The organism is Citrobacter amalonaticus, assembly GCF_002918555.1.
GTDB lineage: Bacteria > Pseudomonadota > Gammaproteobacteria > Enterobacterales > Enterobacteriaceae > Citrobacter_C > Citrobacter_C amalonaticus_A.
Genome location: NZ_PQMB01000001.1, coordinates 163,124 through 185,290, shown reverse-complemented (window position 1 = coordinate 185,290; position 22,167 = coordinate 163,124). Strand labels below are relative to the sequence as shown.

The 22,167-nt window shown below is 50.9% G+C and carries 22 protein-coding genes and 1 pseudogene; 12 read left to right on the top strand and 11 right to left on the bottom strand.

Annotated features, from left to right (window positions below):
* Positions 1-55 precede the first annotated feature (55 nt).
* A complete protein-coding gene (gene ptrB, locus C3432_RS00940) occupies positions 56-2,116 on the top strand; it encodes an oligopeptidase B (protein WP_103774835.1) in 2,061 nt (686 codons plus the stop codon).
* On the opposite strand, the gene exoX is transcribed toward ptrB, so the two are convergent.
* From exoX to C3432_RS00925, 3 genes are all read right to left on the bottom strand, one after another.
* Positions 2,113-2,775 (bottom strand): exodeoxyribonuclease X, encoded by a 663-nt coding sequence (exoX, locus tag C3432_RS00935; RefSeq protein WP_103774834.1) that lies wholly within the window; start codon positions 2,773-2,775, stop codon positions 2,113-2,115. The genes ptrB and exoX overlap by 4 nt on opposite strands.
* Positions 2,776-2,798: 23 nt before the next feature.
* Positions 2,799-3,455 carry a carbon-nitrogen hydrolase family protein gene (locus C3432_RS00930; RefSeq protein WP_103774833.1) on the bottom strand — a complete coding sequence of 219 codons (657 nt, stop codon included), beginning with the start codon at positions 3,453-3,455 and terminating at the stop codon, positions 2,799-2,801.
* A gap of 106 nt (positions 3,456-3,561) precedes the next feature.
* A complete protein-coding gene (locus C3432_RS00925) occupies positions 3,562-3,792 on the bottom strand; it encodes a DNA polymerase III subunit theta (RefSeq protein WP_103774832.1) in 231 nt (76 codons plus the stop codon).
* A 137-nt stretch (positions 3,793-3,929) separates the two neighbouring features.
* Between C3432_RS00925 and yobA the strand changes: the two genes are divergently transcribed.
* From yobA to C3432_RS00895, 4 genes and pseudogenes are all read left to right on the top strand, one after another.
* The gene (yobA, locus tag C3432_RS00920; RefSeq protein ID WP_103774831.1) at positions 3,930-4,304 is read left to right on the top strand and encodes a CopC domain-containing protein YobA; all 375 of its coding nucleotides are present in this window, start codon (positions 3,930-3,932) and stop codon (positions 4,302-4,304) included.
* Between the two features lie 2 nt (positions 4,305-4,306).
* A complete protein-coding gene (gene copD, locus C3432_RS00915; protein WP_103774830.1) occupies positions 4,307-5,179 on the top strand; it encodes a copper homeostasis membrane protein CopD in 873 nt (290 codons plus the stop codon).
* A 13-nt stretch (positions 5,180-5,192) separates the two neighbouring features.
* Entirely contained in the window at positions 5,193-5,534 is a 342-nt protein-coding gene (locus C3432_RS00910; protein ID WP_181012872.1) for a YebY family protein, read from the top strand.
* Between the two features lie 524 nt (positions 5,535-6,058).
* Positions 6,059-6,258 (top strand): annotated as a pseudogene (locus tag C3432_RS00895) (hypothetical protein); the annotation flags it as partial.
* Positions 6,259-6,534: 276 nt separating this feature from the next.
* On the opposite strand, the gene C3432_RS00885 reads toward C3432_RS00895, so the two are convergent.
* The 6 genes from C3432_RS00885 to yebS form a co-directional block, all read right to left on the bottom strand.
* Positions 6,535-6,726 (bottom strand): DUF3950 domain-containing protein, encoded by a 192-nt coding sequence (locus C3432_RS00885; RefSeq protein WP_103774826.1) that lies wholly within the window; start codon positions 6,724-6,726, stop codon positions 6,535-6,537.
* Positions 6,727-7,452: 726 nt separating this feature from the next.
* Entirely contained in the window at positions 7,453-7,644 is a 192-nt protein-coding gene (locus tag C3432_RS00880; RefSeq protein WP_103774825.1) for a YdfD/YebW family protein, read from the bottom strand.
* Between the two features lie 104 nt (positions 7,645-7,748).
* Complete coding sequence (locus C3432_RS00875; protein WP_103775604.1) at positions 7,749-7,985, bottom strand: DUF1480 family protein; 237 nt, start codon at positions 7,983-7,985, stop codon at positions 7,749-7,751.
* A gap of 115 nt (positions 7,986-8,100) precedes the next feature.
* A complete protein-coding gene (gene rsmF, locus C3432_RS00870) occupies positions 8,101-9,495 on the bottom strand; it encodes a 16S rRNA (cytosine(1407)-C(5))-methyltransferase RsmF (RefSeq protein WP_219816715.1) in 1,395 nt (464 codons plus the stop codon).
* A 253-nt stretch (positions 9,496-9,748) separates the two neighbouring features.
* The gene (locus C3432_RS00865) at positions 9,749-12,382 is read right to left on the bottom strand and encodes a PqiB family protein (RefSeq protein WP_103774823.1); all 2,634 of its coding nucleotides are present in this window, start codon (positions 12,380-12,382) and stop codon (positions 9,749-9,751) included.
* Positions 12,351-13,634 (bottom strand): membrane integrity lipid transport subunit YebS, encoded by a 1,284-nt coding sequence (gene yebS / locus C3432_RS00860; RefSeq protein WP_103774822.1) that lies wholly within the window; start codon positions 13,632-13,634, stop codon positions 12,351-12,353. The genes C3432_RS00865 and yebS overlap by 32 nt, the downstream gene beginning before the upstream one ends.
* A 130-nt stretch (positions 13,635-13,764) precedes the next feature.
* Between yebS and C3432_RS00855 the strand changes: the two genes are divergently transcribed.
* The 4 genes from C3432_RS00855 (at position 13,765) to htpX (ending at position 18,192) form a co-directional block, all read left to right on the top strand.
* A complete protein-coding gene (locus C3432_RS00855) occupies positions 13,765-14,262 on the top strand; it encodes a GAF domain-containing protein (protein WP_103774821.1) in 498 nt (165 codons plus the stop codon).
* 97 nt (positions 14,263-14,359) lie between these two features.
* The gene (gene proQ / locus C3432_RS00850) at positions 14,360-15,049 is read left to right on the top strand and encodes an RNA chaperone ProQ (RefSeq protein ID WP_103774820.1); all 690 of its coding nucleotides are present in this window, start codon (positions 14,360-14,362) and stop codon (positions 15,047-15,049) included.
* A 19-nt stretch (positions 15,050-15,068) separates the two neighbouring features.
* Positions 15,069-17,114, top strand: a complete 2,046-nt coding sequence (prc, locus tag C3432_RS00845) for a carboxy terminal-processing peptidase (protein ID WP_103774819.1) — start codon at positions 15,069-15,071, stop codon at positions 17,112-17,114.
* A gap of 196 nt (positions 17,115-17,310) precedes the next feature.
* Positions 17,311-18,192 (top strand): protease HtpX, encoded by an 882-nt coding sequence (htpX, locus tag C3432_RS00840; protein ID WP_103774818.1) that lies wholly within the window; start codon positions 17,311-17,313, stop codon positions 18,190-18,192.
* A gap of 47 nt (positions 18,193-18,239) precedes the next feature.
* Here the strand turns inward: htpX and C3432_RS00835 are convergent, their stop codons facing one another.
* The gene (locus C3432_RS00835; protein WP_103774817.1) at positions 18,240-19,613 is read right to left on the bottom strand and encodes an MFS transporter; all 1,374 of its coding nucleotides are present in this window, start codon (positions 19,611-19,613) and stop codon (positions 18,240-18,242) included.
* Between the two features lie 175 nt (positions 19,614-19,788).
* On the opposite strand from C3432_RS00835, the gene kdgR reads away from it, so the two are divergent.
* Complete coding sequence (gene kdgR, locus C3432_RS00830; protein WP_103774816.1) at positions 19,789-20,580, top strand: DNA-binding transcriptional regulator KdgR; 792 nt, start codon at positions 19,789-19,791, stop codon at positions 20,578-20,580.
* 325 nt (positions 20,581-20,905) lie between these two features.
* Here kdgR and C3432_RS00825 read toward each other — a convergent pair whose 3' ends face one another.
* Positions 20,906-21,145, bottom strand: a complete 240-nt coding sequence (locus tag C3432_RS00825) for a YobH family protein (protein WP_103774815.1) — start codon at positions 21,143-21,145, stop codon at positions 20,906-20,908.
* Between the two features lie 157 nt (positions 21,146-21,302).
* Here C3432_RS00825 and mgrB point away from each other — a divergent pair, with 157 nt between their 5' ends.
* Positions 21,303-21,446: a PhoP/PhoQ regulator MgrB gene (gene mgrB / locus C3432_RS00820; protein ID WP_103774814.1), complete on the top strand. Its 144-nt coding sequence runs from the start codon at positions 21,303-21,305 to the stop codon at positions 21,444-21,446.
* 74 nt (positions 21,447-21,520) lie between these two features.
* Positions 21,521-21,811 (top strand): YebO family protein, encoded by a 291-nt coding sequence (locus tag C3432_RS00815; RefSeq protein ID WP_103774813.1) that lies wholly within the window; start codon positions 21,521-21,523, stop codon positions 21,809-21,811.
* Positions 21,812-22,167: the final 356 nt, after the last annotated feature.

Genomic DNA, 22,167 nt, shown 5'->3' with positions numbered 1-22,167 from the left:
CATCATGACTGACTTTTGCCACCATTAAAGAATGTTTGAGCAAAAGAACAAAGAGATGCTACCAAAAGCTAACCGTATTCCCTTCACCATGACCTTTCATGGCGATACACGTGTCGATAACTATTACTGGCTGCGGGACGATACCCGTTCGCAGCCTGACGTTCTTGACTATCTGAAACAGGAAAATGCCTACGGACATCAGGTGATGGCTTCGCAGCAGGCGCTACAGGATCGCGTGCTGAAGGAGATTATCGACCGTATCCCGCCCAGAGAAGTCTCCGCTCCTTATGTGAAGAACGGCTATCGCTATCGGCATATTTATGAGCCGGGGTGCGAATATGCCGTCTGGCAGCGCCAGTCGGCGCTCAGTGAAGAGTGGGATGAATGGGAGACATTGCTGGATGGCAACCAGCGGGCGGCGCACAGCGAGTTTTATACCCTGGGTGGGCTGGCGATTTCTCCGGATAACACCATCATGGCGCTGGCGGAGGATTATCTGTCCCGCCGTCAGTATGGGATCCGCTTTCGTAATCTGGAAACCGGTAACTGGTATCCGGAACTGCTGGATAATGTAGAGCCGGAACTGGTCTGGGCAAATGACTCACAAACGTTCTATTACGTGCGTAAGCACGCCGTCACGCTGTTGCCGTATCAGGTGTGGCGGCATACTGTCGGCACGCCGTTTACCCGTGATGAGCTGGTCTATGAAGAAAAAGACGACACCTTTTACGTCAGCCTACATAAGACCACTTCGCAGCACTATGTCGTGATCTATCTGGCCAGCGCCACCACCAGTGAAGCGCGACTCCTGGACGCGGAGCTGGCGGATGCTGAGCCACTGATCTTCCTGCCGAGACGGAAAGATCACGAGTACAGTCTGGATCACTATCAACACAAATTTTATCTGCGCTCTAACCGTAATGGGAAAAACTTTGGTTTGTACCGCACCCGCGTGCGCGACGAGCAGCAATGGGAAGAGCTGATTCCACCCAGAGAGAGCGTTATGCTGGAAGGGTTTACGCTCTTTACCGACTGGCTGGTGGTGGAAGAACGTCAACGCGGACTCACCAGCCTGCGACAAATTAACCGTAAAACGCGTGAAGTGGTGGGGATTGCCTTCGACGATCCCGCTTATGTCACCTGGCTTGCTTATAATCCAGAGCCGGAAACGTCCCGTCTTCGCTATGGATACTCGTCGATGACGACCCCGGATACGTTGTTTGAACTTGATATGGATACCGGTGAACGTCGTGTACTTAAGCAGACTGAGGTTCCCGGATTTGATGCCGCTAACTATCGCAGTGAACATCTGTGGATTGTGGCGCGCGACGGTGTTGAGGTTCCCGTTTCACTGGTGTATCACCAGAAACATTTTCGCCGTGGGCAAAATCCGCTGCTGGTTTACGGCTATGGTTCTTATGGTGCCAGTATGGACGCGGACTTCAGCAGCAGCCGGTTGAGTCTGCTGGATCGCGGTTTTGTTTACGCTATTGTGCACGTGCGCGGCGGTGGTGAGCTGGGCCAACAGTGGTATGAAGATGGCAAATTCCTGAAGAAGAAAAATACCTTTAACGACTACCTCGATGCCTGCGATGTCCTGCTGAATCAGGGATATGGTTCGCCCTCATTCTGTTACGGGATGGGGGGCAGCGCCGGCGGGATGTTGATGGGGGTAGCGGTGAACGAACGCCCTGAGCTTTTTCACGGTATCATTGCCCAGGTGCCGTTTGTGGATGTGCTCACCACGATGCTGGATGAATCTGTTCCGCTCACAACAGGAGAATTTGAGGAGTGGGGGAATCCGCAGGATCCGCAATATTATGCGTATATGAAAAGCTACAGCCCGTACGATAACGTAAAAGCGCAGGCTTATCCGCATCTGCTGGTCACCACGGGGTTACATGACTCCCAGGTTCAGTATTGGGAGCCGGCAAAATGGGTCGCAAAGCTGCGTGAGCTGAAAACGGACAACCACTTGCTGCTACTGTGTACCGATATGGACTCCGGGCACGGCGGAAAATCAGGACGCTTTAAGTCATATGAAGGCGTGGCGCTGGAATATACCTTCCTCATTGCTCTTGCCCAGGGAACCCTGCCAGGGCAGGCTGAGTCTTAATTATTATCCAGATAATGCTTAAGCGTTAAGCGCAGCTCCGGGCTCATGCTGTCAAGGTTGTTATACAGCCAGCGCAGATAGCCCGGATCTCGCTCAGCAACCTCTGACACCGCTTTACCGCGATACTTACCGAAGGTAAAAGTGGTGAGCAATGCGGGACGACCGGTAATATCGACCATCTGCTGCGCGGTCCAGCCAGAGGTGTTCATGATATCAATCAGCAATGCCGCCGTGATATAGCAGTCATATAACGCGCGGTGATGGTGTAAACCGGGGGGCGTTTGGACGCTGAGTTTGCGTGATTTATACAGCGCCATGTTGCTGTATTTTATCCCTGGCCACAGGCGCCGCGAGAGCTTCATAGTGCAAATCCATTCGCCAGGTATTTGCGGCAAAACGCGACGGTCAAAACTGGCATTGTGCGCCACATACCATTCGCTACCGTAGTAGTGCGGAATAATTTCTTCTATCCACGGCTTGTCGGCGACCATGGCTTCGGTAATGCGGTGAATTGCCATCGCCTGCGCGCTGATAGGGCGATCGGGTCGAACCAGATGGCTCATGGGATTAACAATCTTACCGTCAACCACATCCACAGAGGCAATTTCTACGATGCCGCCCTGCAGGCCACAGGTTTCTGTATCGATAATGCGCAACATGACAAGCTCCAGACCGAAAACGACTAGCGTAATGGAATGATATCACCTTGCCAACCCTGAGGCGTATGCTGACCTGTCAATAACAGTGAACCGCGGTCGGCACGCACAATAAGTCTCCCTCTTTCATCCCATAAGGCGCTACTGCCCCGGGCGTTGGCCATCAATACGGCGATGGCATACTGATGTGAGAAACTTTGTAATTTTGACGTTGAGGCGAGCAACTCCGGCTCTGCGACGCATTGACAGGTGGTAAACAGAGAGAAGGCCGGGTCCATATCGATACCTTCAGGTTGCTTGTCAACGACGCTGATGGCTTTCAGATGCCTGGCAAGACAGGCGCCATGGCTTTGATGAAAAAGACGTGGGGAGGTCATCCATGGTGCGCATACAGCAATCCCCCTGACAAAACGGTTGTTATGTTCAACAGGCAGACCGGCAATAATTGTCATGCGGCAAGAAGCCGCGGCATAGGCCAAAGGTTGCAGCAGAGACTCATCGGGCGGGGCAGGGAGAGAACGCTTCAGATCGCCACACCCCATTAGCGACAATGATGGAAAAACCAACAGCTCGCATTCCTGGCTGGCGGCTACCTCTATAAATTGCAGGTGGTTCGCGACATGCTCGGCTGGGGTGGCGTTTAGTGGTTCGTACTGTGCAGCAGCAATTTTCCAGTGCGACATAATGACTTCCTTTTCATATTGTCTACAATCCTCTCTTAAGCATAGATTAAGAATCCGCTTATGCAGTAGCATCCAATATGTAAGAAAGTGTAACTTTATATCAGTGTTATTTAAGTTTCGGCTCGTAAGGCAAGCGAGACAAGGAAACGGACGTCAGCCGATGGGCAATCAGGCGCTCACGAAACCAGCTACGCAGATGTTCCGGCTGTTCACGCTCAACCACTTCCGCAACTACCGGCATGTTGTAGCGCTCTTTAAACGCCACGCCCGCGGCGGCCAGGTCAACGTTTACCTTATCCATTTCAGCTTGTTCAAGTTGAGCCAGATTTGTTTTCATGCGCTTCTCCTTTTCAATGGCGGGCAAAAGTTACTAAGAGTACGCCTTAATGGCAAGCCGGAAATGATGATTCTCGACTCGTTCATTATAGAAGGTTATTCTCTGTAACTAAGACATAACAAAAAGGAATAGTTAATATGGTTTTCACTGCACATTCTTTACGCTATGCAATCCTGGCCCTCGCAGCCACCATGACGGCACCTGTTGCCTGGGCCCATGCGCATCTCACGAGCCAATATCCCGCGGCTAAAGCGGAGGTCAGCTCTGCTCCTCAGGCTCTGACGTTAAATTTTTCTGAAGGGATTGAACCTGGATTTAGCGGTGCGACAATCACCGGTCCAAAGCAGGAAAAGATTAAAACGCAGCCAGCAAAGCGTAATCAACAGGACGAAACGCAAATGATAATCCCCCTTGATGAATCGCTTAATTCGGGGAGTTATACGGTTGACTGGTACGTGGTGTCTGTCGACGGGCACAAAACGAAAGGACAATATACTTTTAGCGTGAAGTGATCATGCTGACGTTAACCTGGATTGCGCTACGGTTCATCCATTTCATCGCGCTGATGTTGCTATTCGGCTGCGCGCTTTACAGCGCCTGGCTGGCGCCTGTATCAATGCGCCGTTTGATGTTGCGCCGATTCCTGCGTTTGCAACAACATGCTGCCTGCTGGAGTTTTATCAGTGCGCTGGTGATGCTGGCAATACAGGGAGGGCTTATGGGATCGGGCTGGACGGATGTTTTCTCCGTTTCAGTCTGGGGGGCAGTGCTGCAAACCCGGTTTGGTGCCGTTTGGATATGGCAGATTGTTCTTGCGCTGGTGACGCTGGCGGCGGCGCTAATTGTGCCGCGCAGCCTGCCGCGTCTGTTGCTGATGCTTTCCATAGCGCAATTTATCGTGCTGGCAGGGGTAGGGCATGCAACGCTAAATGTGGGGGTTGTTGGGGCCTTTCAGCAGATAAATCATGCTTTGCATCTTATCTGCGCGGCTGCCTGGTTTGGTGGTCTGCTGCCGGTTATCTGGTGCATGCGAATGGCGCAAGGCCGCTGGCACCAGCAGGCAATCTACACCATGATGCGATTCTCCCGCTATGGCCATTTTGCTGTTGCGGGGGTATTACTCACCGGCATTGCCAACGTTGTCTTTATTCGTGGCTTTTCTCCCTTCTGGCACACCACGTGGGGGGCGCTGCTTTTGCTCAAATGTGTCCTTGTGGCGCTAATGGTGGCAATTGCGCTTATGAATCGGTATGTTCTCGTACCACGCATGCGTCAGGATAGTCGGCGCGCAAATCTCTATTTTATTTGGATGACAAAGCTCGAATGGAGCATCGGAGCCGTGGTGTTAGTGACGATCAGTTTGCTCGCGACCCTGGAGCCGTTTTGATGGATTAGCATAAATTATGAAAAAAATTATTCTCTCTCTGCTACTGCTGGCAAGTTCCGGCGCCGCGCTGGCCGCGCCTCAGGTTATTACCGTGAGCCGTTTTGAAGTGGGTAAAGATAAGTGGGCGTTTAATCGCGAAGAGGTGATGCTAACCTGTCGACCGGGCAAGGCGCTGTATGTGATTAACCCAGGCACTCTGGTGCAATATCCGCTTAATGACATTGCGCAGCAGCAGGTTGAAAGCGGTAAAACGAACGCTCAACCCATCTCGATCATTCAGATCGACGACCCGGCTAAACCCGGCGAAAAAATGAGCCTGACGTCGTTTATTGAACGTGCGGAAAAGCTCTGTTAATTACCAGAAATATCCTTTTGATTTCCAATAAAAAACCGCAAGCTTCAGGCCGAAGATCTTGCGGTTTTGACGTATCAGTGAGTGACAATCGTCCTTTTTTTCCGACCGCTTTCGTAGTGGACTGGAAAACCTGGCGTCGTCATCTATTCTTAAAGGGCAAGGCGACTTAGCCTGCATTAATGCCAACTTTTAGCGCACGGCTCTCTCCCAAGAGCCATTTCCCTGGACCGAATACAGGAATCGTATTCGGTCTCTTTTTATTTGTAAGCCATATCAAATGCTTACAGAAATCTTCCCGAAACTCTCGAATTTGCGTATCCGATCGTTTTCCGTTATACCACAACAAAAAATAATTTAACATTTTAAAAACAAAAAAATCACAGCGCCGTGGCATCTGGTTTTTCTGAGCAAATTCCTCTCCGCGTGAACCACTGGTTGTATGGACGCGATACCGGGTGCACCTCAATCGCCTGGACACCTCGCCAGCCCCAGTCGCTGACAGGCCACAGTTACCGTATAAGACGGTATCAGTGTTATTAAAAATAAAGTGGTGGAATTATAATTGCCCTGATTTACCTGACAATAACAAATGTGATGACATTAATTATTTTGTTATCGAAATAAATAAAATGATATCCAATGGCAATATAAAAGAAAATGTGTATAAAAATTTAATCTTTCAGAAATATTTCGTACCTTTGATTTTTATATGCTTGTGTCATGATTTTACTTTGTCAATGAATACTCCGCCCACCTGGTGGGCTATCTCAGTTGTGCATGAGGGTGTTAAGGTAATGACTTACTCATGCTGTGTAGAAAAGGCTCGCAGGATAAGAATGACGGGAGTAAAAATCAGTGCGACATAGAATAGGGTGATCAATACAGCGTCCAAAAAATGATAGTTCAAAATGAAATAGATAACATTCCCAAGTGATATCAGGATAAAGGTGTACTTACTAACAAATATGCTTCTTTTCATTTTAATCACAGCTATAAATAGTTAATTTTTTGTTTTCTTTACTTCTCTGGAACTATTGCATTGCAGGGCTTTTTCACGACATGCTTCTTTAACCCATGCAGAAAAGTTCCGGGTATTCTCCTTTTCCATGACTTGCTCAATTTGTTTGAGTAAAGTGTATGAAAATCGGATATTTTTTATCACTGTCTTGCCAGTGAGATTTTTTAACGACATAAGATAATTTCCGCAACCCATTTACACTGTCGTTACTTTCGCGTAACTGAATGTAAAGAAAATTGATTTATATCAATGAAATCAACAATGATGGTGAGTGGTTGTCCTGGTTGTGAATTGCGTCGCAACAATAAATGCCTGCATAATGACTTGCTGAATATTGTTCATGTTCAGAGCGTTCTCTGCATTGTTTAATTTTTTTAACCTGTCGCAGACAGACAAAAACGTTAACTAAATTAATTTTAATAGCATATTTTTCTGATAAATGTCGATTAACTAATATATATCAAAATGAGTCTGGAGAGACAACCAGGAAAGATAAGCAAAGGACGCACGAAGAGTATTGATATTGCTGTATTCTTAGAATTGATAATACCGTTACCACAGGAATGCCATCGGCTCTATCCTGTTTGCAAGTCATCGCCAGTCTATACTTGTCGCACTTCAAGTTGCAGATGCGCTGGCTTTATTACCCGGCCGAACCCTGGGTCTCGCCCCTGCGGGGCCAGCGCAAGCGCTGTTCAAAACGACTACGCGTCTTGTCCTGTAACTCGAATTATTTAGAGTACATATTAGTTGGTATAAATTGACGTCATGACAGACTTTATCTGGTTGGTTATTGGCTGCGGTATTCAAAGGGAGGTCTTCTGTAAGTTTTTCAGCTAACCCCATATCCTGACACCTGCTGTTTTGGGCAAAAAGCTGAGGCTGGCGCAGCTACAGGCATCAAAAATCTCTATACTGCTGTGCGGGAAGCCAGAATCCATCAATAAAATCTTCTACCGGAAAACAGCCGCCATGGCGAATTCGCTGATCTTCCATTGAGTACAGACACTGTTGCTCCGTGTTGTAAACATCCACCACGATGTCTTCACAACCCCCATCCAGATAGCAAACAAAAAGTACCAGCGTGAACATTCCATCCTCAAATTGTACTGCCATACCGATAGTGTAGGAGAGGTTAGCGTAAGCGGGAAATCAGAGGAGTAAATAACCCGCCAGGGCGACGGGTTCTTTTTGAATCAGGCAAGACGCATGATCCAGGCATCAGACTTTTGATCGTAGTGGGTACGGAACAGGACGGAATGTTCACCATTCAATAGGGCGGGAATACTGGTTTCGTCATCCCAGGCATCCAGCTGCATGCATAAATCCGGGTCAGATTTACAGGGTATAATTAACGTTCGATCTCCCGGCGATTCGCCGCGTAACTCGGCATCGTCGATTTCAAAGGCGCCAATGCGCACACTGGTTTTCATCATCGTGCTCTCCGTTTATTCGCTGATTGTGGTATGACCAGTTAGGTTGTCCATTTTTCAGCGTAGTCAACGCAGGCAAAAGCGCCAGTAAAAAAATGCGGTATTTTTATACGTCTCAGCCATTACCGGTGAACAGTTTGCCATCGCGAACCAGTTCACGGGGGTAGCTGTTTTTTAGTCGCGATCCGATCCGCTTTGCCAGTCCGATGGGCTGATGCTGGAAGGTAACCAGCACATCGTCGGTGGCTGGCGAACGTTGTGGGTAGACGTCGCGCCCGCGATACCACTCTTCGGCTTCCTGCGAGGAAAGCTCAAATGCGTTGTCGTGACAAGGATTGGCCAGAGCAATCACCGCTTCATGCTGCCAGCGATAGCCTTTGTTATGGGTCTCCGCCAGTTTGATGCCGGGGCGGGAAAAACGAACTTTGCCGATAAGGGGTTCAATCTCTGTTGAAAACAGCCAGACCTCTTTGTCACGTTGCCAGAGGTGGAGATTTTCATTCCACTGTATGCCAACCGCATTTGCGGCCAGGATGATGTTTTCTGCTTCACGATTTTTCATCGGGCTGAAGGGGAATTTGCCGACTTTGTATGTTGGTGCCGGCAGGGGAGGTATGGATTGCGTCTTACGCAGACGAGCGACGAAAAAACCTTCGCAATCATAAATCTGTGGAAAGACATGCAGGAATCCCGCGTCGGTGAGTGCGCGTTCTGCTTCCGGGAATAAATCGCCCAATGGTAAAATTTCGACAGCTTCCGGCCAGGTCTCCAGCAGCCATTCCACGACCGATTCGTTTTCATCCCGATTGAGCGTGCAGGTGGAATAGACCAGGGTGCCGCCCGGACGCAAAGCGTGGAACGCGCTATTGAGCAACTCGCGCTGCGTGGCGGCAATTTCAAGGTTGCTTTCGACGGACCAGTTCTTTAAGGCGTCCGGGTCCTTGCGTACCACACCTTCACCAGAACAGGGCGCATCCAGCAGGATCGCGTCAAACATTTCTGGTAAGGCTGCGCCAAAGACGCGCCCGTCAAAATGAGTCAGCGCTACGTTGCCGATCCCACAGCGACTCATGTTGGCATGCAGAACCTTCACCCTACTGGCGGAAAATTCGTTGGCCAGAATCGCCCCCTGATTGCCCATTCTGGCAGCGATCTGCGTGGTTTTAGATCCCGGAGCAGCCGCGACGTCCATAATCCGCTGTGGAGAAGTATCATCGGCGAAAAGGGCGGCAACTGGCAGCATTGAACTGGCTTCCTGGATATAAAATAGGCCGCTCAGGTGCTCTGCGGTACTGCCCAGCGGGAGCGAAGCGTCATTGTCGCGTTCGATCCAGAAACCTTCGGCACACCAGGGAATCGGTGTGAGCGACCATCCGTAGTGGGACGTTAATGCGAGAAAATCGTCTACAGAAATTTTCAATGTGTTGACGCGAAGACTACGCCGCAGTGGGCGCTGGCAGGCTGCGAGAAAATCATCAAAAGAGAGCGCAGAAGGCATGACTTCACGCATTTGCGTCAGGAAGGCATCGGGGAAATAGGCCACTTGTGTATCACCGGCAATAAAACAGGCGCGCAGTGTAGCATATACCTTAAATAATTCGAGTTGCAGGAAGGCGGTTTTCAGTGGGGGACAAATCTGTCGTGAGCAGATTAGAACGCGGCTTGCAGCGGTCCCGCAGTGCTGAGTGACAACGCCAACGCTCAGGCATTTTGACGTATGACGGGGCTAAATGCTCCGGCGCGAGCACGCCGGAGCGGGAACATTAGCGTGGCAGAGCGGTTCCCCATTCACGCCACTCTTTGGGTTCGCTCTCAAGAAGCAGGAAGTGTTTACCTGCCTGAGCTCTTGGTGCCAGCGGCGTACCGGGAGGCGTTGCAAAAGCGATACCGCCGCGGATGAACTGATTGAAGGTCCCGGTCTTAACCACGCCACCCGTCAGGCCGAAATCGAGGCTGTAGCCCGATGCCAGCCAGAAAACAGAGTTATTGCGCACCAGGTGCTGGTAGCGCTGGCTGATGCGCATGGCAATCATCACGCGGTCAGACAGCGTCCCCAGCGTCATGCCGGTTACCGTTCCCACTTCGATTCCCCGGAACAGCACCGGTGTCCCGATACTCAGTGAACCCGCTTCTGGCGCTTCCACAACGACGCTCAGCCCGTCGAGATAGCGCGAATCGGTGATGGTGGCTTCCTGCAGCTCAAAGTCGCGGCGCGGATTGCCGCGGCCAGGTTCAACGTTGATGTATGGCTGGAGAATAGTATCAAGATGTTCCACACCAGCAGCGGATATCTGCGGAGTGATCACTGAGAAACGGGTGCCGCTACGGGCGAAGGTCTGCACATACTCTGGATACAGGACCGCTTTAGCCTGTACTTCGTTGCGGGCGGTAATCAATTCAAGCGTCTGAATCTGACCAATATCGATCCCGAGATAGCGGATTGGCATACCCGCCGCCAGCTTTCCGGCATCAAACGCATGCAGCGTGATCTGGCCACCTACCGCACGTGCGGCCGTTTCTGAGGCATACAGAATCCGCTTATCACCCTTACGCTGGCTGGCGCTGGCGCCGCTGAGATTATCGAAACTGATAGCACCTTTCAGCGCGCGCGACAACGGAGAGGCCTGCACGGTAAGGCCGCTCCCGTTAAGCTGAACTTTAGCGCCTCCTTCCGCCCAGAATACGCTGTTGCTGGTTAACAGATTGCGATATTCCGGTTTAATATGCAGGTCGATATCGAAGGCGTCCGCACGCGGCTTAACGGATATCACTTCACCCACTTCAAACTTGCGGTACAGCACAACGGAACCGGCCTGGACGTCAGGTAACGTGTCGGCGCTGAGGCTGAGCGTGGTGGTCGGGAGATCGCTCAAACTGTTTTCAACCGCTTTTTCCAGATTGGCATATAGCGGATAGCTGGGTTTAATCTCGCCTTTTGTACCCGGCAGGACCCGAATCCCACCGTTAATCCATTCGCTGGCGCTGGCGCCGAGGAACTCCACGCCATCAAGACCAACTTTGACATCAACACGACTATTAACAACAAATTTGCTGTCACCCTGGACTAACGCCCGATGCCGGGGATCGATAGCAACGAGAAAAGTCACGCCTTTGCTGGTTAACTTGCGCTCGATAACCTGTCCGACCTGCACTCCGTGCAGCACAAGCGGCTGTCCGGCGTCAATACCGTAGCTTTCCGGGGCGGTCAGGTTAAATGTGGTTGCTTCCGGCTCATGAAGCAGAGCCTTCTCGCCGGGAACCACGATGAACTCACTGCGCGGTTCACCTTTGCCCGGGACCAGTTCAAATGTTTTACCTGTTAGCAGTGAGCTGATATTCGCATCGCTGAGAGAAAGTTTCGGGCTACGCAATTCAATGCGAGTGCCGTCGCGCAGTAAAGTGACCACGCTGGGATCAACCGTCATTTCGCCAGTGACTTTTCCCCCCGGATTTAAGTCTATCTTCGTCAACTGACCTACTTCGAGCCCCTGATACATCAACGGAGTGGAGTCCGCTTTCAGACCATCGCCACTCGGCAGCTCAAGCTTAACGATGACGCCGCGCTGGCTGTGGGCCAGATCTTCATACAGACCAAACGCATCATCCGCCGCGGCAGGTTTGGAGTCGTCGGGGGAGTCGAAGGCAATTGCGCCATTGACCAGCGCGGCCAGGCTTTCAAGCTTCACCTTTGCGCCGCTGAGGCTGACATCCGCATTCACCCCGGAGACGTTCCAGAAACGGCTACCTTTTTTAACCAGATTAGTAAAGCGCCGCTCGATCAGCACATCAATAGTGACACCCTGATTATTCGGATTGATCGCGTAGTCGTAAACCCGACCTACCGGAATTTTACGGAAATAGACCAGCGAGCCGCTGTTGAGCGAGCCAAGATCCGACGCGTGCAGATGAATCATCAGATCGCCGTTGTCCAGACGGTATTTGGGCTGGGTATCGAGCGCCACAAAGTGATCCTGCTCTTCGCCTTTACCGGGCATCATACCGATGTAGTTCCCGCCGACCAGCGCATCCAGTCCGGAAACGCCTGCCAGTGATGCCTTCGGCGTGACCAGCCAAAACTGCGTCTCCTCCCGCAGGGCATCTTTCATATCCGACTTGATGCTCACGCGGACTTCAATCTTGCGCAGATCTTTGCTCAGGCTGATATCCTGCACCGTGCCGACTTCAACGCCCTGGTAGCGAACAGGGGTACGTCCCGGCACGATGCCGTCGGCAGACTGAAAGTCAATGGTTACAGTATTGCCGCGATTTTCATAGCTGTTCCAGACCAGCCAGCCCGCAATCAGCAAAGCGATAACCGGTAACAGCCAGAAAGGTGAAATACGACGTTTGGTTTTAATTTGCGCTTCAGTCTGCGAAGCGGGCGTTTCCTGACTCATGTGCATCCCAAAGTAAGCGGCTGTCCAGCCATTCCACAGCAAGAATAGTCAATATTACCGCTGCGCCGAAATAAAACGCAGCCGGTCCCATAGTAAAAGCGAGTATCTGGTCGCGGTTTATCAGCGACATTGTTAATGCAATAACAAAGAGGTCCAGCATTGACCAGCGACCAATCCAGGTGACCAGCCGCAGAAGTCGTATACGCGTAGACAAACCCTGCTCACATTTGAACTGAATACTGAGCAGCAGAGTAAACATCACAATGACTTTGGTAAAAGGCACCAGAATACTGGCGATAAATACCACGGCGGCAACGGCGATATTGCTGTTTGCCAGTGACATAATCCCGGAAAAGATCGTATCTTCCTGACGTCCACCGTTGACGTAAATGATAGAAATTGGCATCAGATTAGCAGGTAAAAGGAAGACTATCGAGGCGAGCAGCGCTGCCCAGCACTTCTGAATGCTCTGGTTTCTGCGCAAGCGCAAAGGGATATGGCAACGATGGCAACGCCCGCGAGAATCCGGATAGCCGGTGAAGTGGCAACCGAGGCAAACCCGAAGCTGCTCGTCCGGTCGTCGGGCCGGACGCTGTGGATAAAAGCGTTCCCAGAGCTGTTCCACATTGAGATGCGATAACGTCAGAATGCTAAGAACCACCAGCGCGGCAAATGCGTAGAGTCCAATGCCCGGACGCAGAAAAGCGTAGTCCTGTACTTTAATCGACGCCACGCCAATCCCAACCAGATAGATATCCAGCATGACCCACTCTTTGAGCTTTTCCAGCATCAGCAGCACCGGGCGTAAATTCATACCGAGGATATTGCCGAGCCACAGATAAGCGATTGCGGTCACCAGTATCAAAGGGGCGCCCGCCACGCAAAAGAACACCATTGCGGCGGTGAGCGGATCGCCTTGCTGAGTCATTTGCCAGATACCCTGCATGACGTTGGCATCAATCCGCACACCCAGCAGCCAGATACGCAGCAGCGGCTCGCCCCAGGCAAAAGGCATTAACAGCAGCATGGTCACCGCCATTGCACCCAGCCGCGTCAATGACCAGTCCCGACCATCGCGAATTTTGGCCTGGCAGCGGGGGCAATATGCACTCTGACTGGAGCGCATTTTCGGCAAGCTAAACAGCATGTCGCACTGTGGGCAACGCTGATAGTGATCGCGCGGGAGCGCTTCGCCGATGGACCTGACCGTTATTTTTTTCGTCGTTGTGATGTGTGGAGAGTTGAGGGCCATGTATCACGAGTCAAAGTGTTAGAATTATGTAATCTTAACTCATCATGGGAATGATCTTGAGCATTAACGCATTTAATGCTTATTTTAATAAGCTGGCAGTTTTATTGTAAGACAACTAAGTGATTATATAATGACCAAAGCAGAGCTGTACGCGGATCTCAATCGCGATTTTCAGGCATTAATGGCAGGTGAGACCAGTTTTCTGGCAACGCTGGCGAATACCAGCGCCTTGTTGTACGAACGTCTTTCTGATGTGAACTGGGCCGGTTTTTACCTGCTCGAAAACGATACGCTGGTGTTAGGTCCGTTTCAGGGCAAAATTGCCTGCGTGCGGATCCCGGTTGGACGCGGCGTTTGCGGCACGGCTGTGGCGCAAAACCAGGTTCAGCGCGTTGAGGATGTTCACGCCTTCGACGGTCACATCGCCTGTGACGCCGCCAGCAATGCTGAAATCGTGCTGCCGCTAACCGTCGATAAGCAAATTATTGGTGTGCTGGATATCGATAGTACGGCGTTCGGCCGTTTCACAGACGAAGATGAACAAGGGCTTCGTCAGCTCGTAAAACAGCTTGAAACGGTGCTTGCAATGACGGATTACAAAAAATTCTTTGCGACCATCGCAGGATAATCAACGGATAACGTAGCAATTACTGATGGCGTCATTATAATGACGCCTGTTCATGCCTGCGGCTTGTTGGCTACGTCCGTTGTAATCAGGAAATTTCATGGAAAATCAACCTAAGTTGAATAGCAGTAAAGAAGTTATCGCGTTTCTGGCCGAACGCTTTCCACAATGTTTTAGTGCGGAAGGCGAAGCGCGCCCACTGAAAATTGGCATTTTTCAGGATCTGGTAGAGCGTGTTGAAGGTGAAATGAACCTTAGCAAAACGCAACTACGTTCCGCTTTACGTCTTTATACTTCAAGCTGGCGTTACCTGTATGGCGTTAAGCCGGGTGCGACACGTGTCGATCTCGACGGCAACCCTTGCGGTGAGCTGGATGAACAGCACGTAGAGCACGCACGTAAACAGCTTGAAGAAGCCAAAGCTCGCGTCCAGGCCCAGCGTGCAGAACAGCAAGCGAAGAAACGCGAAGCGGCCGCAGCGGCAGGCGAAAAAGAAGATGCCCCGCGTCGCGAACGTAAACCGCGTCCTGCAACTCCTCGTCGTAAAGAGGCGGCGGAGCGTAAACCGCGTGCTGAAAAACCCGCAGCGAAAACGCCGCGTGCGCCTCGCGAAGAGCAGCACACTCCGGTTTCTGATATTTCAGTTCTGACCGTAGGGCAGTCTCTGAAGGTGAAAGCAGGTAATAATGCGATGGATGCCACCGTGTTAGAAATCACCAAAGACGGCGTCCGTGTACAGCTGAATTCGGGTATGTCTTTGATTGTACGCGCAGAACACCTGGTGTTCTGAAACGGAGGCCAGGCCTGGCATGAACACTTTTTTTAGGCTTACCGCGTTAGCTGGCCTGCTTGCAATAGCAGGCCAGTCCTTCGCTGTGGACGATATTACGCGTGCCGACCAAATTCCTGTACTGAAGGAAGAGACGCAGCACGCGACCGTGAGTGAACGTGTTACCTCACGTTTTACGCGTTCCCACTATCGTCAGTTCGATCTCGATCAGGCTTTTTCAGCCAAAATTTTTGACCGCTACCTGAATTTGCTGGATTACAGCCATAACGTGCTGCTGGCAAGCGATGTGGAGCAGTTTGCGAAAAAGAAAGGGCAACTGGGCGATGAACTTCGCTCCGGCAAGCTTGAGGTTTTCTACGATCTCTACAATCTGGCGCAAAAACGTCGCTTCGAGCGTTATCAGTACGCATTATCCGTGCTGGCGCGTCCGATGGACTTCACCGGGAATGACACCTATAACCTTGACCGCAGCAAAGCGCCCTGGCCGAAAGATGAGGCTGAGTTGAACGCGCTGTGGAACGGGAAGGTTAAATTCGATGAATTGAGCCTTAAGCTGACGGGTAAGAACGATGCAGAAATTCGTGAAACTCTGACGCGTCGTTATAAATCCGCGATCCGCCGTCTCGCGCAAACCAACAGTGAAGATGTTTTTTCACTGGCGATGACGTCGTTCGCACGTGAAATCGATCCACATACTAACTATCTGTCTCCGCGCAACACTGAGCAATTCAATACTGAAATGAGCCTGTCTCTGGAAGGTATTGGCGCTGTGCTACAGATGGATGAAGACTACACGGTGATTAACTCGATGGTCGCAGGCGGCCCGGCGGCCAAGAGCAAGGCGATTAGCGTAGGCGATCGTATTGTTGGCGTAGGCCAGACCGGAAAAGCGATGGTCGATGTGATTGGCTGGCGTCTTGATGACGTTGTGGCGTTGATCAAAGGACCGAAAGGCAGCAAGGTTCGCCTGGAGATCCTGCCTGCCGGTAAAGGAACCAAAACCCGTACCGTCACATTGACCCGTGAGCGCATTCGTCTCGAAGACCGCGCCGTCAAAATGTCGGTGAAAACCGTCGGCAAAGAGAAGGTCGGCGTGCTGGACATTCCAGGTTTTTACGTGGGTCTGACGGATGACGTCAAGGTTCAGCTACAGAAACTGGAAAAACAGAACGTCAGCAGTATTGTTATCGATCTGCGTAGCAATGGCGGCGGAGCGCTGACGGAAGCGGTATCGCTCTCCGGCCTGTTCATCCCGTCGGGTCCTGTGGTGCAGGTGCGGGATAACAACGGTAAAGTCCGTGAAGACAGCGACACTGACGGCGTTGTGTATTACAAAGGTCCGTTGGTGGTTCTGGTTGATCGCTTCAGCGCGTCAGCTTCAGAGATTTTTGCCGCTGCGATGCAGGATTATGGCCGTGCGTTGATCGTGGGTGAACCGACGTTTGGCAAAGGGACGGTGCAGCAGTATCGCTCTCTGAACCGTATCTACGATCAGATGCTGCGTCCGGAATGGCCTGCACTGGGGTCTGTGCAGTACACCATCCAGAAGTTTTATCGTGTGAACGGCGGGAGTACGCAGCGCAAAGGCGTTACGCCGGACATCATGATGCCGACGGGTAATGAAGAGACGGAAACTGGCGAGAAGTTTGAGGACAACGCTCTGCCGTGGGACAGCATTGATGCTGCCGCCTACGTGAAGTCTGGCGATCTCAAACCGTTTGGTCCGCAGCTGCTTCAGGAGCATAACGCGCGTATCGCGAACGACCCTGAGTTCCAGTACATCATGAAGGATATTGCCCGTTTCAATGCGATGAAGGAAAAGCGCAATATTGCCTCTCTGAATTACGCGGTGCGTGAGAAAGAAAATAACGAAGATGATGCAATGCGTCTGGCGCGGGTTAACGATCGCTTTAAGCGAGAAGGAAAACCGCTGCTGAAGAAACTGGACGATCTGCCAAAAGATTATCAGGAGCCGGATCCGTATCTTGATGAGACAGTGAAGATAGCAGTTGACCTGGCGCATCTTGAGAAAGAGAGGCCAGCGGAACAAACCCGCTCTCAGTAAATAACGTCAAGCAGGCACAAGAAATTGTGCCTGTTTTTTTAACACTCGCATTTTGGCGTCAGTCTGATGCTATAAAATGTAAAGTTGTGTCTTTCTGGTGACTTACAGCCCACTCATGCTTGAAAATAAGCGCACGACCCATACGATGTGGGTAATCGCATAGTGCGTTTTGTTAAGTTGAGGTTAAAAGAAAATTATGATGCGAATCGCGCTCTTCCTGCTAACGAACCTGGCCGTAATGGTCGTTTTCGGGCTGGTGCTGAGCCTGACAGGGATACAGTCGAGCAGCGTACAAGGCCTGATGATCATGGCGCTGCTGTTCGGTTTTGGTGGCTCCTTCGTTTCGCTGCTGATGTCTAAGTGGATGGCGTTAAGGTCTGTTGGCGGGGAAGTGATTGAACAACCGCGCAATGAAAGAGAACGCTGGCTGATGAACACGGTAGCAACGCAGGCGCGTCAGGCCGGTATCGCTATGCCGCAGGTGGCTATCTACCACGCACCGGATATTAATGCTTTTGCGACCGGAGCCCGTCGTGATGCGTCGCTGGTCGCGGTGAGTACCGGGCTGCTGCAAAACATGAGTCCGGACGAAGCGGAAGCCGTTATCGCCCATGAAATCAGCCATATTGCGAATGGTGACATGGTTACCATGACGCTGATTCAGGGGATTGTGAACACCTTCGTTATCTTCATCTCGCGTATTCTGGCGCAGATCGCAGCCGGTTTTCTCGGCGGCAACCGTGACGATGGTGAAAGCAGTAACGGCAACCCGATGATCTACTTTGCCGTAGCGATGGTACTGGAACTGGTGTTTGGTATTCTGGCAAGCATCATTACCATGTGGTTCTCACGTCATCGTGAATTCCATGCCGATGCCGGTTCAGCGAAACTGGTTGGTCGTGAGAAAATGATTGCCGCGCTGCAGCGCCTGAAAACCAGCTATGAGCCACAGGAAGCCTCCAGCATGATGGCGTTCTGCATTAACGGTAAAGGCAAATCGCTGAGCGAACTGTTTATGACCCACCCACCGCTGGATAAGCGTATTGAAGCGCTGCGCAGTGGGGAATATCTGAAATAAGCCGATCGCGGGCAGTATGACAAGAGCGCGTCTACGGACGCGCTTTTTTATGCCCGCACGCGGGGCTGCGTGACGCGTAAACCGCTCACTACGGCCGCGACGAGCGCCAGAATGCCCGCAGCCAGCAGGGACATGTGAGTACCGTTGTCACCAAATTGGTTCAACATCAGCGCGACCAGCGCCGCACCGGTACTTTGTCCCAGAAGACGAGCGGTGCCCAGCATACCGCTTGCACCACCGCTGCGTTCACGCGGTGCGGAGGTAATGATGGTATGGTTATTGGGCGACTGGAACAGGCCAAATCCCGCACCGCACAAAATCATCGGCCAGATGATATTGCTGTCTGATGGCGATGCCGGGAGCATCACCAGCGCAAATAACCCTGTCGCCATAATCGCCATCCCCAGCGCGCCCAGCACCCCGGCGTGGACTCGCTCTATCAGATAACCGGCTAATGGCGCCATTACCATCGTGGCGAGAGGCCAGGGGGTCAACAGCAGGCCGGTTTCAACTTCGCTACGTCCCAGGACCGTTTGCAAAAAGAAGGGCAGGGAAACCATTGCCAGCATCTGCGCACAAAACGAACATATCGAGGTGCAAATGGAGAGTGAAAAGAGGGGAATGCGCAGCAAATCGATCGGTAACAGCGGCACGGGGAGCGAAAGTTGACGGCGAATAAAGAAAAACCCTACCGCAACCAACGCCGTAAGTTCAGCGCCAACCAGTATCAATGACTGTCCCTGAGCGAAACCGCTGAGTGCGGTAATGAGCAGTCCAAAGGTGAGGGCATTCATCACGGCGCTGGGTAGATCAAACCGAGGTTTGTTGCTGCGTGGCGCATTTGGCGGCAGGAAGCGGATCGCTAAAAGCAGCGCGATGATGCCTAACGGTACGTTAATCAAAAACAGCCACTTCCATGAGGAAACAGAGAGAATGGCCGCTGCAATTGTCGGTCCGGCAGCCGAAGAGACGGCAACGATAAAGGAGTTGATGCCCATACCGCGACCAAGGTGACGCTGTGGATAGATGAGGCGGATCAGCGCAGTGTTAACGCTCATCAACGCCGCGCCGCCAAAGCCCTGCGCCACGCGTGCCAGCGTCAGTATCTGTAATGAGTCTGATAATGCGCAAAAAAGAGAGGCCAGGAGAAAGATAATCAGCCCACCTTTGTAAATGCGTCGGTAACCGAACATGTCGCCGAGAAAAGAGAATGACAGTAATGAAACCACTATCGCAATCTGATAAGCGTTTACAATCCAAATCGAGCTGGCGGGCGTAGCATGTAAATCTGTCGCGATTGTTGGAAGGGCAACGTTGGCGATGACCCCGTCCAGTACCGCCATAGAAATGCCTATGACGATGGTTAAAATGGCGCCATATCGCTGGGGCAAGGGTAGACCATCTGCCTGGATTTTTTGCATAGGAAGTGTTTGTCTTTCGGGGATAATGATCAGAATAATGATTTTAGCATTGATTATCAGCGTTATGTCGCAGATTTGTAACTAAATGAGCAAAGATGGATTGCGACCATCCTGGCGGGAAATTATAATAAAAACCGGTTCTGATTTTTATAAAACACTCGCAATGAGGTGATAAATGGCTATTGCAGATCTGGATAAGCAACCTGATTCTGTATCTTCCGTGCTGAAGGTTTTTGGCATTCTGCAGGCGCTGGGTGAAGAGCGCGAAATAGGGATTACCGAGCTGTCGCAACGCGTCATGATGTCAAAGAGCACCGTTTATCGCTTTTTACAGACCATGAAAACGTTGGGTTATGTGGCGCAGGAAGGTGAGTCAGAAAAGTATTCTCTGACGCTGAAACTGTTTGAACTGGGGGCCCGTGCACTGCAAAACGTCGATCTGATTCGTAGCGCGGATATTCAGATGCGCGAACTTTCCCGTCTGACGAAAGAAACGGTGCACCTTGGCGCACTGGATGAAGACAGTATCGTTTACATCCATAAAATTGACTCCATGTATAACCTGCGCATGTATTCGCGCATTGGTCGCCGTAACCCGCTCTACAGTACCGCAATTGGTAAGGTGCTGCTGGCGTGGCGCGATCGCGATGAGGTGAAACAGATCCTTGAGGGCGTGGAGTATAAACGCAGCACTGACCGTACAATTACCAGTACTGAAGAACTGTTGCCGCTGCTCGATAAAGTACGCGAGCAGGGTTATGGCGAGGATAACCAGGAGCAGGAAGAGGGATTACGCTGCATCGGCGTCCCGGTTTTCGACCGTTTTGGCGTGGTCATCGCTGGGTTGAGTATCTCCTTCCCGACGCTGCGTTTCTCTGAGGAGCGACTGCACGAGTATGTCGCCATGCTGCATACCGCTGCACGTAAAATTTCTGAACAGATGGGCTATAACGACTATCCATTCTGAATTTAAGAGCGCTTTATATAATAAAAACCTGTCGCGGATATCCATCGACAGGTTTTTTTATGTTATTCAGGCTAAAGTAAATTTAATACTGAATATACTCGTCATACTTCAAGTTGCAGTTGCGTTGGCTTTATTACCCGGCCCATCCCAGGGCCTCGCCCCTTCGGGGCCAGCGCAAGCGCTGTTCAAAACGACGACGCGTTTTGTCCTGCAACTCGAATTATTTAGAGTATAACTATTTCAGAATGGGGCGACATTCTGAAATAGTTTAAACGGGAATATCAGATTAAATAAGCGGCATAACAGGGTTAATATTGTACCAATATTAACCATTATCGATAACGACGGTACTTTTACGCAATACAGGGCAGTCCGTTAAGCCGATGATACCGCTGTTTGTATGCACGTATTGCGCCGTGGCGCTGCCCCGGGCGGTCAGATATTGACATTGCAGACCCAGTCCTGCTGCATTTTCCTTACTACCAATCAGGACACCATAACCACTCAGCAACAAACCTATCCATACCAGAGCAAACAAAACAACAGCGCGAATAATCAAACGCATTTCAACCTCTATTCTTCTTTAATTGGATTAATATTAGCTGGTACATTGCCTGATACAAGTGAATGATTCCTAAAAAGAGGTAATGCCTCTACAGTTAGCCCCGGTTTAGGTAACGCATGATAATTTGATGACATAAGATGTTGATGCGGAGAGTGAAGTGAAAAAGTTTCGATGGGTCATCCTGATGATTGTTGTGCTTGTATGCCTGTTGCTGTGGGCGCAGGTGTTCAACATTATGTGCGATCAGGATGTACAATTTTTCAACGGAATTTGTACCATCAACAGATTCATCCCCTGGTGATAGCATTTTTTCATCAGTCGATTTCCTTCCTCTGTAGCAGTGGTAGAATGGTCCCTCTACATTGAGGTGGTGAAATGAATGAAGTCCTGAATTCTGGCGCGCTTAACTTTGCGTCTTTACTTGTATCGGCGGTGGTTTTCGCGGTTGGGCTGGCGCTGTGGTTCTTTGTGAACCGTGCCAGTTCGCGCACAAACGAGCAGATTGAACTGCTTGAGTCTTTGCTGGATCAGCAGAAGCGACAAAATGCGTTGTTGCGTCGTTTGTGCGAAGCCAACGAACCAGAGAAAGCGGCAGAAGAGACTACCGCAGCGAAAGTTCAGCAACAGGAAGATGAAGGTATTATTCGTCTGGTTGCTGAACGTTAATGACTGTCCGGCGTGGGTTTGCCTGCTGAGCGAGCAGGCAGCTCCGCTATCCCCGGTGCCCAATTCTGGTGCAGGATTGCCGTAAGTGGCCTTCTCTTTACGTTCTTCGTTATTTTGTCGAACGCCTAATGGCTTATCGTATGTATTACGCCGATATTAAATTATTTATAGCCCAATAATATGATTGTTTTTTGTGATAGCTGTCGTTTTCATTAATAGCGAAACGTTTCTCTCACTTTTTATGTGCACTGTCATCATTCTTTCATTATTTTAGTGCAAAAGAGGAAGGGCTATTCAGATACATGAAAACGGCTGAAAACGAACCGCTTTTTAAACAAATGACGTTTTTTGCGTTA